Source organism: Marinobacterium profundum, assembly GCF_001528745.1.
Lineage (GTDB): Bacteria > Pseudomonadota > Gammaproteobacteria > Pseudomonadales > Balneatricaceae > Marinobacterium_A > Marinobacterium_A profundum.
In genome coordinates, this window is the sequence record NZ_BCNS01000090.1 from 1 (window position 1) to 12,904 (window position 12,904).

Here is a 12,904-nt window from a genome sequence, read left to right on the forward strand (position 1 = left end):
AGGGAACCTATTTGTCCACCGGGTTAATAGCAAGGAACGGGCAGCAATAATGGCGGGGGCTCAAGGAGGAGCTTGTAGCTGAGTGGTTCGTCAGGACTGAGGGCGCAGCCCTCAGACGACGTGCAGTTCTACCTGGTGATCAATCAGCTGCTGGCGAATTTCCGCCGGTGGTGCCTGGTCGGTGAAGAAATGATCGGCCTGCGCTATGTTGCCCAGACGCACCATGGCGTTGCGGCCAAACTTGGAGTGATCCGCCGCCAGCAGTACCTGACGGGAGTTGGCCATAATGGTCTGGGCGACCCGGACCTCGCGGTAGTCGAAATCCAGCAGGGTGCCGTCACTGTGGATGCCGCTGATACCGATGATGCCAAAATCCATCTGAAACTGGTTGATGAAATCTCGCGTGGCTTCGCCAACGATGCCGCCGTCACGGTTGCGTACCTCGCCGCCTGCGACTATCACGGTAAAGTCTTCCTTGGCGCAGAGGATCGAAGCCACGTGCAGGTTGTTGGTCACCACGCGCAGATTGTTGTGGTTGAGCAGGGCACGGGCGATAGTTTCGGTGGTGGTGCCTATATTGATAAACAGCGAGGCGCCATCGGGGATGATCTTGACCAGTTGCTGGGCAATCTTTTCCTTTGCATCCAGATCCATGATCTTGCGCGCCTGATAGGCGGTATTTTCAGTGCTGGATTCAACGCCGGCACCGCCATGGTGGCGGCGCAGCTTGTTGTCCTGTGCCAGCTGGTTCAGATCGCGCCTGATGGTCTGAGGGGTCACCTGAAAGTGCTCGACCAGCTCGTCGATGGTGACAAATCCGGTGGCCTGGACCTTCTCGAGTATCAGGTCCTGTCTGCGCCGCTGTGTCATGGCTGTACTCTTCCTTCAGGGGCAATGTCGGCGCTTGCGCTGATCAGGGCGGTTCGCCGTAGCGGATAGCATCGATTCTGCCAAGATGTCTGTAATTGAGTCGATTGTCTCATAGTTTTAAGGACTTATAGCGCGAAAATGGCAGCTGTGGCTTGACTACTCGGAGGGTATCTCGATGGAAAAAGAAAATACTGCTTGGTTTTTAGTGCTCTAATGGTAAGAATACGAACAAAAAAGAACATTAGTGAATTGCGGGGCGAATCATGACTAAGTATCTACTGGCCATTGACCAGGGCACTACCAGCACAAGGGCCATTGTTTTTTCTGGTGAGGCTCAAATTCTGGCCACCAGTCAGCAGGAGTTTAGGCAGCACTTCCCCGAGGATGGCTGGGTAGAGCATGAGCCGGCCGAGATCTGGAACACAGTGCTGCAGACTTGTCGCGATGTTATCGCCAAGTGCGGTATCGAGGCGCAGCAGATTGCCGCCATCGGTATCACCAATCAGCGTGAAACTACTCTGGTGTGGGATCGAGCCACCGGTGAGCCGCTTTACAATGCCATCGTCTGGCAGGACAGGCGCACGGCGAAATACTGCGAGTCGCTTAAGCAGCAGGATCTGGAAGGCTTCATCAACGCCAAGACCGGGCTGCTGATAGATCCCTATTTTTCCGCTACCAAAGTTCGCTGGATACTGGAAACGGTGCCGGGGGCGCGCGAACGTGCCGAACGCGGTGAGCTGGTATTCGGCACCGTGGATACCTATCTGCTGTGGCATTTGACCGGCGGGCGTGAACATCGCACCGATGCGACCAATGCCTCGCGCACCCTGCTGTTCAATATTCATACTCAGCAGTGGGACCAGGAACTGCTGGATCTGTTTGATATCCCGGCCAGCATGCTGCCAGAAGTGATGGACTCCTCCGACGACTTCGGGCTGGTGGATGCCGCGCTGCTGGGGGCTGCGATACCGGTGTGTGGCGTTGCCGGAGACCAGCAGGCGGCGCTCTTTGGGCAAACCTGCTTTCGCGAGGGCATGGCCAAAAGCACCTATGGCACTGGCTGTTTTCTGATGCTCAATACCGGCCTCAAGGCGCTCAAGTCCGAACATCGGTTGTTGACCACCGTGGCCTATCGTCTGAATGGTGTGCCTACCTATGCGCTGGAAGGCAGTATCTTTGTGGCCGGCGCGACCATCCAGTGGCTGCGTGATGGCTTGCAGCTGATTCGTGGTGCCAGTGATGCAGAGCCCCTGGCTGAGCAGACGTCCCTCGATCATGGGGTTTATCTGGTGCCGGCCTTCACGGGCCTGGGTGCGCCGCACTGGGATCCCAATGCCCGCGGCGCCATCTTTGGTCTGACCCGGGATACGGGTATCAAGGAAATTGTGACCGCAGGTCTGCAGTCCGTCTGCTACCAGACCAAGGATCTGCAAAAAGCCATGGAGAGCGACGGCGTACGCCCGGTGGCGCTGCGGGTGGATGGCGGCATGGTCGCCAATAACTGGGTGTTGAACTATCTGGCCGATATACTGGGTGCCACGGTGGACAGGCCCAAAATCATCGAAACCACGGCGCTGGGCGTGGCTTATCTGGCGGGCTTGAAAGTGGGTGTGTTCGATTCGCTCGAGTCGTTGGAAAAGCTCTGGCAGTGCGATCGTCGCTTTGAACCCAAAATGGACAAGGCCCGTCGTGATGGGCTTTATGATGGCTGGAAAAAAGCCGTGTCCAAGGTGCAGACCAACTAAGCGGTTACGCCTTACTGGATATAAAAAAGCCGCCGCTCTCATCAAGGAGCGGCGGCTTTTTGTTATGTGAGCGGTTGCTTCAGGTCGCTCAACTTTGGCGCAGGCCAAGATCGCGCAGGCGCTTGTAAAGGGTGTTGCGGCTGATACCCAGTGCCTTGGCGGTGCGGGAGATATTGCCCTCATGCAGGCTGTAGGCTGCCAGAGTCTCGTCTGTCGAGGTTGTGTCCTGTGCTGGCGCTGCGGTTTTGCGCAGGCCTGTGTCGGCGCCTGTGGTTTCTAAAGTGGCTTCGCGCACGGGGGCTGCGTCTGTTGCTTCCAGGCTGCCGGGCGTACTGTCCGTGCGCTCGGGCAGGGCATTGCGCTGCAGTTCTATATCCTGAAAGAAGTCATCGGGTAAATGCCAGGGCTCGATAGCCTCATCGTCTGCCATGGCCAGGGCGATCTGCAATACGCTGATCAACTGGCGAATGTTACCGGGCCAGGGATGCTGATCGAACAGGTTGAGAATCTCATTGGATAGAGGGGCCGGCTGGTTGGCTTCGCGGTGCAGCAGGTGCACCTGCTGGAAGAGTTCACGCCTGTCGCTACGTTCACGCAGCGGCGGCAGTTCTATGTTCAGACCAGTCACGCGATAGTACAGATCCGGGCGAAAGAGGCCCTCCTGCACCTGGCTTCGCAGGCAACGGTTGGTGGCGGAAACAAGCTTGATATCCACCGGGTAGGATTCAGTTGAGCCCAGCGGGGTAACCTTGCGTTCCTGCAGTACGCGCAGCAGCCGGGCCTGGGCCTGCAGCGGCATTTCACCAATTTCATCAAGAAAGAGCGTGCCCTTGTGCGCCTTGCGGATCAGACCAATGGCACCTTTGTTGCTTGCGCCGGTAAAGGCGCCTTTTTCATAGCCAAAGAGCTCAGATTCCACCAGCTCGCCGGGGATGGCGGCGCAGTTGACCGCTACTAGCGAATAGCGGCTGCGGGTGCTGTGCTGGTGCAGCGCCTTGACGAAAACTTCCTTGCCGACCCCGGTTTCGCCGTGGATCAGAATCGGAATTTCTTTCTCGATAATGCGCTCGGCCTGGCGTACGCAGCGATCGACGCGGGCATCACCGTAACCAATACGGTTCAGGCCGATAACCCCATCGCGGGCAGCAGGCGCTGTACTTCTGTCGCTAGCAGGGCTGCCGGCCGGGGTGGCGCTGCCTGCTGTAACGCTGCTACCGCCGGCTTTGGGCTGGCGAAAATCCACAGCCTGAATTACTCGCTCGATAGGTCTTTTGATCACGCCGTACATATGGTGCTGGCCGGGGGTTTTGAGCTGCAGCGGCTGCAATTCAGGCTGATTTTTCAGATCCCGCAGTGGACAGTCGAACAGCTGGCTGATGCTGGCCAGTGCCAGGTCGTATCCCAGCAGCAGCTCGGCGCGCCTGTTGGCCGAAATAATGGTGCCTTCCTCGTTGAATACCAGCAGGCCGGACCACTGGCTGTCCAGATTGTCCAGGTTGGTATTGAAGGTGAGCAAAAAGTGTTCAGCGCCGAAAGTGTTAATGATGAGGCGATTTTCCACCGATTGTGACATCAGTTTGACCATACCCAGGGTGTGGGCCTGGGGCAGGTAGGCATCGCTGGAGACATCCAGCACGCCAAGCAGGTCGCGATTGACATCGAATATGGGCGCCGCAGAGCCAATCATGAATCGGTTGGCTTTGAGAAAGTGTTCATCGCGCTGTACCTGTACGGCCTGACCGGAGGCGATGGCGGTGCCTATGGCGTTGGTGCCGTGGGTCTTTTCGAGCCAGCTGGTGCCCTGCTGGAAAAACGCCTTCTGGCGCTGGCCGACAAAGCGCTGATCGCCCCAGCCATTGAGTACCTGGCCGCGGCAGTCGGTAAGCAGAATCATGCACTTGCTGTTGGAGAGAATATTTTCATAAAAGGGCAAAACTTCCTGCCCTGTGGTGTGCACCAGCGAGTTGTGTTCCTCGCGCAGTACCTTGCACTCGGAGCTGCCCAGCTGCTGCAGCCCTGGTTGGCTGTTGTGTTCCAGTCCGAACGAGCGGCAGCGGTCCCAGGAATCGAGGATCAGGCTGTCATGTTCGGTGTCGCTGTTCGGCATGCGCATGGGCTGGCTCTTTATTTTTTTTATAGTGTGGAGTGCTGTTCAGGTGCGTCCTTGCTCTGTGTTTCCCTGTGCAGTGTTCAGTCTGTTACCGGGTTGAACAGTGCATGGGGTGTTCAATCATCTGTTCAATTGACTGTGCAGTCAACAATAGATTGAACACAAATGTTCGAACTCGAACATTTGTTCTGCTCGTAAATTTCCGTTTTATTGTGTTTTATGTATTTAAAAACAATGAGTTAGTTTTATTTTTGGTGCCTATTTAATTTCTGGCATGATGTTCGCTTTCCTTTGTTCGTATTCGAAAAAAGCTGTGAACCGCAGAGTTTACAGTGCACCGGCCGCCTGAACCGGCAGCCATGACAATAAGAATAAGGGACGACAATATGTCGCTAACACTGGAAAACATCACTCGGGTGGTGGATGGCGTGCCATTCATCAGTGATGCGAATATCAGCTTCGAACCCGGATCTTTCAATGTATTGCTGGGTCACACTCTGGCCGGCAAAACCTCTCTGATGCGACTGATGGCCGGGCTCGATAAACCGACCCAGGGCCGAGTGCTGATGGACGGCGCCGATGTCACCGGCATGCCCGTGCAGCAACGCAATGTATCCATGGTCTACCAGCAGTTCATCAACTACCCCAACCTGACGGTACGGGAAAATATAGCCTCGCCGCTGCGTTTGTCGAAAATGCCGGAAGCGCAGATCAAAAAGCGTGTTGACGAAACGGCGGCCATGTTGCGCATCGACCCCTTTATGGATCGCCTGCCACTGGAGCTTTCCGGTGGGCAGCAACAGCGCACCGCCATGGCGCGGGCGCTGGTGAAGGACGCCAGCCTGATTCTGTTCGACGAGCCTCTGGTTAACCTGGATTACAAGCTGCGTGAAGAGTTGCGCATGGAACTGCGTGAGCTGTTCAAGGAGCGTCGCTCCATCGCCATCTATGCCACCACCGAGCCCAACGAAGCGCTGGCACTGGGGGGCACCACCACCCTGTTGCATGAGGGGCGTATTATTCAGTCGGGCCCGGTGAATGCTGTTTACCGTCAGCCAGTGAACGTGACCTCGGCGGCGCTGTTCAGTGAGCCACCGATCAATTTGCTGGGTGGGCGGGTATCCGAGACAGAAGTCACCTTCGATGAGTATGCTCACTTCCCGCTTAATCAGGATCTGCGTGATCTGACGCCCGGTGATTACAGCTTTGGTGTGCGCCCAAGCCATATCGGTTTGGTACCGCGCAATGATGATGACCTGGAATTGTCGATGCAGGTTGAACTGGCTGAAATCAGTGGCTCCGAAACTTTCATGCACGTCAAAAATCGCCATTTCAGCCTGGTGTTGCAGCTGTCGGGGGTGCATGAATACCGCACCGATGCGCCGATCAAGGTGTATCTGCCGACCCACAAGCTGTTTGTATTCGACAAGCAGGGCGCGATGCTGCAAGCGCCGACGCGTCTGGTGCCGGGGGCTGCAAACCATGTTTGAGTTACATCTGAAATCATCTTTTGCGGACGCTGCCATCAGCGCGCTCATCGCTGCGCGGCAAGCAGCTGCACCCGAGATTCGTGCGCTGCAGGGGGTTGTACATCATGGCTGAGATACATCTGAAATCACTTGCGCACAGCTACAGTGCCAAGCCTGCTGCGCCTGCCGGTACTGGCATTGATCGAGAGCGTCATGTGGGGCACCAGGGCGTCGCGCTGTTGCAAGTAATCGCCTTGAATAGCCGTCCGGTACAGGAGGTAGCTAACCATGGCTGAGATACATCTGAAATCACTTGCGCACAGCTACAGTGCCAAGCCTACCGGTCCTGAGGACTACGCTATCCGCGAGATGGACCATGTCTGGCATCAGGGCGGCGCCTATGCGCTGCTGGGCCCGTCTGGCTGCGGCAAGAGCACTCTGTTGAATATCATTTCCGGTCTGCTGGCGCCCTCCGAAGGCGAGGTGCTGTTTGATAATGTGCGCGTCAACGAGTTGTCGCCCAAGGATCGCAACATCGCCCAGGTGTTCCAGTTCCCGGTGATTTACGACTCCATGACGGTGTTCGACAACCTGGCCTTCCCGTTGCGCAACGCCAAGGTACCGGAGCCCAAGGTTCGGGCCAAGGTGAATGAAGTTGCAGAAATTCTGGAGCTGCACCCGGTGCTGCACAACAAGGCCAAGAACCTGACAGCCGACGAAAAGCAGAAAGTGTCCATGGGGCGCGGTCTGGTGCGCGACGATGTCTCGGCCATCCTGTTCGATGAACCTCTCACCGTTATAGATCCGCACCTGAAGTGGAAGCTGCGGCGCAAGCTCAAGCAGATACACGAGCAGTTCAATATCACCATGGTGTACGTGACCCACGATCAGCTGGAGGCTTCGACCTTCGCCGACAAGATTGCGGTGATGTACGGTGGTCAGATCGTGCAATTTGGCACGCCGAGGGAGCTGTTCGAGTCGCCCAACCATACCTTTGTTGGTTTTTTTATCGGCAGCCCCGGTATGAACCTGATGGAAGTGAGTCGCTGTGAAGGCGGGGTTACTTTTGATGGTTACAAGGTAGCGTTGAGCGATGAGCTGAACGAGCATCTGGCGCTGATTCCCAGCGACAATCTCAAAATTGGTATCCGCCCTGAATTTGTTCATATCTGGGACGGCCCCACCGATGATGCCTTCGAAGCCCGGGTGAAACATACCGAAGACCTGGGTACCTACAAGATCGTCACCTTCGAGCTGGGCGGACAGACGCTCAAGGCCCGCATGGATGAAGATCGCGAAGTGCCCAACGGACGCGCCTATGTGAGCTTTCCGCAGCAGTGGCTGAAGCTCTATGTCGATGAGTTCCTGGTTGAGGAGCAAGCCCGATGATCATCAAGACTGAAAATAACAAAGCCTGGTGGCTGGTACTGCCGGTATTCCTGCTGGTGGCCTTTTCGGCGGTTATTCCGCTGATGACCGTAGTGAACTATTCGGTGCAGGACATCTTTGATCAGAACAACGCCTACTTTGTGGGTGTCGAGTGGTACCGCGAAGTGCTGCGCGACCCGCGCCTGCACGACTCATTATTGCGCCAGTTTATCTATTCGTTCTCGGTGCTGGCCATCGAGATTCCGCTTGGTATAGGCGTGGCGCTGATGATGCCCACCCAGGGGCGCATGGGCTCGCTGTGCCTGATTCTGCTGGCCATACCGCTGCTTATTCCCTGGAACGTGGTGGGTACCATCTGGCAGATCTTTGGTCGTGCTGACATTGGCCTGTTCGGCTGGGCACTGAATGCCATGGGAATCGATTACAACTACGCCTCCAATACGGCTGATGCCTGGGCCACTGTGCTGCTGATGGATGTCTGGCACTGGACCTCGCTGGTAGCGCTGCTGTGCTATTCGGGTCTGCGGGCCATTCCTGAAGCTTTCTACCAGGCGGCCGAGATTGACCGGGCGTCCAAGTGGGCAGTGTTCCGCTATATCCAGCTGCCGCGGCTCAAAAGCGTGCTGGTGATCGGTATTCTGCTGCGCTTCATGGACAGCTTCATGATCTACACTGAGCCCTTTGTACTCACAGGCGGTGGCCCAGGCAACTCGACCACCTTCCTCAGCCAGACCCTGACCAAGATGGCCATCGGCCAGTTTGACCTTGGGCCGGCGGCGGCATTCTCGCTGATTTACTTCCTGATCGTGCTGCTGGTGTCCTGGCTGTTCTTCACGACCATCACCTATATGGACAAGGCGAAGTGAGGCTCGAATCATGAATATGACTAAACGCAAAACCTTCGGCATCACGCTCTATATCCTGTTCCTGCTGGTGCCCATCTACTGGCTCGTCAACATGTCATTCAAGACCAATGAAGAAATTCTGGGGTCTTTGAGCCTGTGGCCGAGCAACTTTACCTTCGACAACTATATGGTGATCTTTACCGACTCCACCTGGTACTCGGGTTACATCAACTCCATCATCTACGTATCGATGAATGTGGTCATTACCCTGCTGGTGGCCTTGCCTGCAGCCTACGCTTTCAGCCGCTACCGCTTTGTTGGCGACAAGCACCTGTTCTTCTGGCTGCTGACCAACCGCATGGCACCGCCTGCGGTCTTCCTGCTGCCGTTCTTTCAGCTGTACTCGTCCGTGGGGCTGTTCGATACCCATATAGCGGTGGCGCTGGCGCACTGCCTGTTCAACGTACCCCTGGCGGTATGGATTCTGGAAGGCTTTATGTCCGGCGTGCCGCGGGAAATTGATGAAACAGCCTATATTGACGGCTACAGTTTTCCGCGCTTCTTCGGCCGTATATTCCTGCCAATGATTCGTTCGGGTATCGGTGTAACGGCCTTCTTTGCCTTTATGTTCTCCTGGGTCGAGCTGCTGCTGGCACGCACCCTGACATCGGTGGAAGCCAAGCCGATTGCCGCCATCATGACGCGTACAGTGGGGGCCACCGGGGTCGACTGGGGTGTACTGGCCGCAGCCGGTGTGCTGACCATACTGCCGGGTCTGCTGGTGATCTGGTTTGTACGTAACCATGTAGCCAAGGGCTTTGCCCTGGGCCGGGTATAAGGAGACGACACATGATTAGCTGGATGGCATGGACCTTACCGGTCGCAATATTTTTCTCCACCATTGGCATCATTCTGGTTTGCATGACGGCCTATGAGCTGCACTCGCCCTGTGTCGAGCGCAAGGGCTTTCTGCCGATCTCCACGACCCGCGGTGACCGGCTCTTTATCGGTCTGCTGGTGAGCGCCTACTTCCACCTGATGTATGTCGGCCTGACTGACATGTCGCTGTGGCTGCCCCTGGGCATCTCGGTCATCTGGCTGGCGATAGTGCTGCGCTGGGGCTGAAACCCAAGCTGCAAGGGTGTTTTACGCAAGACTGCTTAACCCAAGCCCCGGTACGGCTGCAGAGTCGTACCGGTAATAAGAAAGACAGGCTGGCTCAAGGTGACACTGCGTTGCTGCGACCACCTGAAATGCAATCAACTCCAATGAGGTTGACGATGATCAAGAATAATAAATTGCCACAGGCTCTGCTGCTGCGTGTTGCCATTGCCGCCGCGACCCTGGGTGTCAGTGTGCAAACCTATGCGGATCAGTATCTGGATGCTGCCAACAAATGGGCCGCCGAGGAATTCGAGACCTCGACCCTGACCCCTGAGCAGCAGATCACCGAAATGCAGTGGTTTACCGAAGCGGCCAAGCCGTTCCGCGGCATGACCATCAATGTGGCATCTGAGACTATTGCCACCCATGAATACGAAGCCAAGGTTCTGGCCAAGGCGTTTGAGGAAATTACCGGCATCAAGGTCAATCACGACCTTATTCAGGAAGGTGATGTGGTTGAAAAACTGCAAACCCAGATGCAGTCCGACCGTAATATCTATGATGCCTACATCAACGATTCCGACCTGATAGGCACCCACTTTCGCTACGGCAAGGTGGTTCCCATCTCCGACATGATCGAAGGCGATGGCAAGGATTTCACCCTGCCGACCCTGGATCTGCCGGACTTTATCGGCCTGGACTTCACCACAGGCCCCGATGGCAAGCTGTATCAGCTGCCTGATCAGCAGTTCGCCAACCTTTACTGGTTCCGTGCCGACTGGTTCGCCCGTGATGACCTGAAAGCCAAGTTCAAGGAAATCTACGGTTACGAGCTGGGTGTGCCGAAGAACTGGTCCGCCTATGAAGATATCGCCGAGTTCTTCAGCGAGAAGGTTAAGGAAATCGACGGCGAGACTGTCTACGGTCACATGGATTACGGCAAGAAAGATCCATCCCTGGGCTGGCGCTTCACCGATGCCTGGTTCTCCATGGCCGGTGCTGGCGACAAGGGTCTGCCTAACGGTCTGCCCGTGGACGAGTGGGGCATTCGTGTCGATGGCTGCAGCCCTGTAGGTTCCAGCGTTGAGCGCGGCGGTGCCACCAATGGCCCGGCGGCGGTTTATGCCACCACCAAGTACGTCGAGTGGTTGCGCAAGTATGCCCCGCCTGAAGCCCAGGGCATGACCTTCTCTGAAGCCGGTCCCGTGCCTGCTCAGGGTGGCGTGGCACAGCAGATCTTCTGGTACACCGCCTTTACGTCCAGCATGACCGAGAAGGGTCTGCCAGTGGTGAACGAAGATGGCACGCCCAAGTGGCGCATGGCGCCGTCTCCCAAGGGACCTTACTGGGAAGAGGGCATGAAGCTGGGTTATCAGGACACAGGTTCCTGGACCTTCCTCAAATCCACCCCGGAAAAACAGCGTCTGGCAGCCTGGCTCTATGCCCAGTTCACCGTGTCCAAAACCGTATCGCTGAAAAAGACCCTGGTGGGTCTGACGCCGATCCGCGAGTCTGACATCAATTCCGATGCCATGACCGCAGCGGCACCGATGCTCGGCGGCCTGGTCGAGTTCTACCGCAGCCCGGCCCGTACCCAGTGGACGCCCACCGGTACCAACGTGCCGGATTACCCGAAACTGGCACAGCTGTGGTGGCAGTATATTGCTGAAGCCGCCAGCGGCGAGAAAACTCCGCAGCAGTCTCTCGATGGCCTGGCCGCCGCTCAGGACAAGGTGCTGCAGCGTCTCGAACGCGCCGGTGTCCAGGGTGAGTGTGGTCCCAAGCTGAACGAGCCACGCGAAGCCAGCTACTGGCTGGATCAGCCGGGCGCGCCCAAGGCGAAACTGGCTAACGAGAAACCCCAGGGTGAAACCGTACCCTACGAAGAACTGCTGAAAAGCTGGGAAGCAGGCCGCAAGGGCTAATTTATTGCTCTTATAACTGGCGCATCCGGCCGGCTGTCCCTTGGGGCAGCCGGCTTTTTTTGCTTTGGTGCTATGGTGCATAACTAATCCGCCGCGGTGGTCGGCATAGACAAGGGGGTGGGATATGAGCAGTACAGAGTCGGAATCAAGCAAAATGGGCGCAGGCCTTGCGGGCATTGCGTCCTTTGGCGTGGCGGCACTGCCGCGGATCATTTTTGGCGCCGGCAGCTTTGATCAGCTGGCGGCTGAACTGGCGAAGCTGGGTACGCGGGTATTGATTGTCACCGGTGGCCAGTCCTTTACCGGCACTGAGCGCTGGGCGCAGTTACAGGGCCAATTGAAGACGGCGGGGGTGGCCTGGGTGCAGGTATCCGTGGCTGGCGAACCCAGTCCCGAACAGGTGGATGAGGTGGTCAGCCATTACGGTGACTATGGCATCGATGTGGTGCTGGGGATTGGCGGTGGCAGCGCGCTGGATGCGGCCAAGGCCATCGCCGGCCTTTTACCTGTGCAGCACTCGGTGATGGAATATTTGGAGGGGGTCGGGCCAGAGCTTCCCTACCAGGGGCCAGCGCTGCCACTGGTAGCGGTGCCGACAACCGCCGGCACTGGCAGTGAAATGACCAAGAATGCGGTACTGACGCGCCATGGCATCGGTGGTTTCAAGAAGTCTTTTCGCGATGAAAAGCTGTTGCCGCGTATGGCGCTGGTGGATCCGGATCTGCTGCACAGCTGTCCGCCCCAGGTATTGATGGCTAATGCCATGGATGCCTTCACCCAGCTACTGGAATCCTATGTATCGACCCGTGCCAGCGCCTTTACCGATGCGCTGACTCAAAGCGGTATCCAGGCCTTTGCGGCGAGTTTTGAGCCTGGCGCTGCAACGCCGGTGAAGGACTACAGCCAGCTGGCCTATGCTGCCATGCTGTCCGGTATCTGTCTGGCCCAGGCAGGGTTGGGGTCGGTACACGGCATGGCTTCGCCGTTGGGGGCTTACTTTCCCATTCCCCACGGCGTGGCCTGCGGTACTTTGCTGGCGATGGCCACGGCGATGAATATAGCGGCGCTGCGTGAGCGCGAGCCGCAAAGCCCTGCGCTGGCAAAATACGCCCAGGTGGCTGGCTGGCTGGGCGCAGAAGAAAACAGCATAGAGGCGGGCTGTGATGCGCTGGTCGGTTTGCTCGACAGCTGGATTGAGGAGTCTGAGTTGCCCAGGTTGTCGGCCTTCGGCATGACCGAAGCCGACCTGCCCCGGGTGATCGCCGGCAGCGGGGGCAATAGCATGAAAACCAATCCTCTGGTGCTGAGCGACAATGAAATCCACCAGGTGCTGCTGGCGCGCTTGTAAAGGGCGAGGTGCGAGGAACAAGGGGCTAGGGGCAAGGAAAAAGGGGCGAGGTGCGAGGTGCGAGGTGCGAGGGGCGAGAGAAAAAGGGGCGAGGGGCGA

General features: G+C 57.2%; 11 protein-coding genes. 9 read left to right on the forward strand and 2 right to left on the reverse strand.

The window, feature by feature from the left end:
- Positions 1-111 precede the first annotated feature (111 nt).
- Positions 112-870: a DeoR/GlpR family transcriptional regulator gene (locus tag MPRO_RS05790; protein WP_067288669.1), complete on the reverse strand. Its 759-nt coding sequence runs from the start codon at positions 868-870 to the stop codon at positions 112-114.
- A 263-nt stretch (positions 871-1,133) separates the two neighbouring features.
- Between MPRO_RS05790 and glpK the strand changes: the two genes are divergently transcribed.
- Positions 1,134-2,615, forward strand: a complete 1,482-nt coding sequence (glpK, locus tag MPRO_RS05795) for a glycerol kinase GlpK (protein WP_067288672.1) — start codon at positions 1,134-1,136, stop codon at positions 2,613-2,615.
- Positions 2,616-2,703: 88 nt separating this feature from the next.
- Here glpK and MPRO_RS05800 read toward each other — a convergent pair whose 3' ends face one another.
- Positions 2,704-4,728 carry a sigma-54-dependent Fis family transcriptional regulator gene (locus tag MPRO_RS05800; RefSeq protein WP_067288675.1) on the reverse strand — a complete coding sequence of 675 codons (2,025 nt, stop codon included), beginning with the start codon at positions 4,726-4,728 and terminating at the stop codon, positions 2,704-2,706.
- A 383-nt stretch (positions 4,729-5,111) separates the two neighbouring features.
- Here MPRO_RS05800 and MPRO_RS05805 point away from each other — a divergent pair, with 383 nt between their 5' ends.
- From MPRO_RS05805 to MPRO_RS05835, 8 genes are all read left to right on the forward strand, one after another.
- Entirely contained in the window at positions 5,112-6,215 is a 1,104-nt protein-coding gene (locus MPRO_RS05805) for an ABC transporter ATP-binding protein (protein ID WP_067288678.1), read from the forward strand.
- Between the two features lie 104 nt (positions 6,216-6,319).
- Complete coding sequence (locus MPRO_RS25730) at positions 6,320-6,490, forward strand: hypothetical protein (protein WP_158651763.1); 171 nt, start codon at positions 6,320-6,322, stop codon at positions 6,488-6,490.
- Positions 6,483-7,583, forward strand: coding sequence for an ABC transporter ATP-binding protein (locus MPRO_RS05810; RefSeq protein ID WP_067288681.1), 1,101 nt, complete (start codon positions 6,483-6,485; stop codon positions 7,581-7,583). The genes MPRO_RS25730 and MPRO_RS05810 overlap by 8 nt, the downstream gene beginning before the upstream one ends.
- Positions 7,583-8,449: a carbohydrate ABC transporter permease gene (locus MPRO_RS05815; RefSeq protein ID WP_216821250.1), complete on the forward strand. Its 867-nt coding sequence runs from the start codon at positions 7,583-7,585 to the stop codon at positions 8,447-8,449. Before MPRO_RS05810 ends, MPRO_RS05815 begins: the two co-directional genes overlap by 1 nt.
- 10 nt (positions 8,450-8,459) lie before the next feature.
- Positions 8,460-9,266, forward strand: a complete 807-nt coding sequence (locus MPRO_RS05820) for a carbohydrate ABC transporter permease (RefSeq protein ID WP_067288688.1) — start codon at positions 8,460-8,462, stop codon at positions 9,264-9,266.
- A 14-nt stretch (positions 9,267-9,280) separates the two neighbouring features.
- A complete protein-coding gene (locus MPRO_RS05825) occupies positions 9,281-9,553 on the forward strand; it encodes a DUF2160 domain-containing protein (protein ID WP_067288779.1) in 273 nt (90 codons plus the stop codon).
- A 155-nt stretch (positions 9,554-9,708) separates the two neighbouring features.
- Positions 9,709-11,457 carry an ABC transporter substrate-binding protein gene (locus MPRO_RS05830; protein WP_067288691.1) on the forward strand — a complete coding sequence of 583 codons (1,749 nt, stop codon included), beginning with the start codon at positions 9,709-9,711 and terminating at the stop codon, positions 11,455-11,457.
- A gap of 124 nt (positions 11,458-11,581) precedes the next feature.
- Positions 11,582-12,805, forward strand: coding sequence for an iron-containing alcohol dehydrogenase (locus MPRO_RS05835; protein WP_082708473.1), 1,224 nt, complete (start codon positions 11,582-11,584; stop codon positions 12,803-12,805).
- Positions 12,806-12,904: the final 99 nt, after the last annotated feature.

Bases quoted from the DNA above. Each gene is read 5' to 3' on its own strand.
- MPRO_RS05790 (WP_067288669.1), bottom strand. From the start codon at position 870: ATGACACAGCGGCGCAGACAGGACCTGATACTCGAGAAGGTCCAGGCC.
- glpK (WP_067288672.1), top strand. From the start codon at position 1,134: ATGACTAAGTATCTACTGGCCATTGACCAGGGCACTACCAGCACAAGG.
- MPRO_RS05800 (WP_067288675.1), bottom strand. From the start codon at position 4,728: ATGCGCATGCCGAACAGCGACACCGAACATGACAGCCTGATCCTCGAT.
- MPRO_RS05805 (WP_067288678.1), top strand. From the start codon at position 5,112: ATGTCGCTAACACTGGAAAACATCACTCGGGTGGTGGATGGCGTGCCA.
- MPRO_RS25730 (WP_158651763.1), top strand. From the start codon at position 6,320: ATGGCTGAGATACATCTGAAATCACTTGCGCACAGCTACAGTGCCAAG.
- MPRO_RS05810 (WP_067288681.1), top strand. From the start codon at position 6,483: ATGGCTGAGATACATCTGAAATCACTTGCGCACAGCTACAGTGCCAAG.
- MPRO_RS05820 (WP_067288688.1), top strand. From the start codon at position 8,460: ATGAATATGACTAAACGCAAAACCTTCGGCATCACGCTCTATATCCTG.
- MPRO_RS05830 (WP_067288691.1), top strand. From the start codon at position 9,709: ATGATCAAGAATAATAAATTGCCACAGGCTCTGCTGCTGCGTGTTGCC.
- MPRO_RS05835 (WP_082708473.1), top strand. From the start codon at position 11,582: ATGAGCAGTACAGAGTCGGAATCAAGCAAAATGGGCGCAGGCCTTGCG.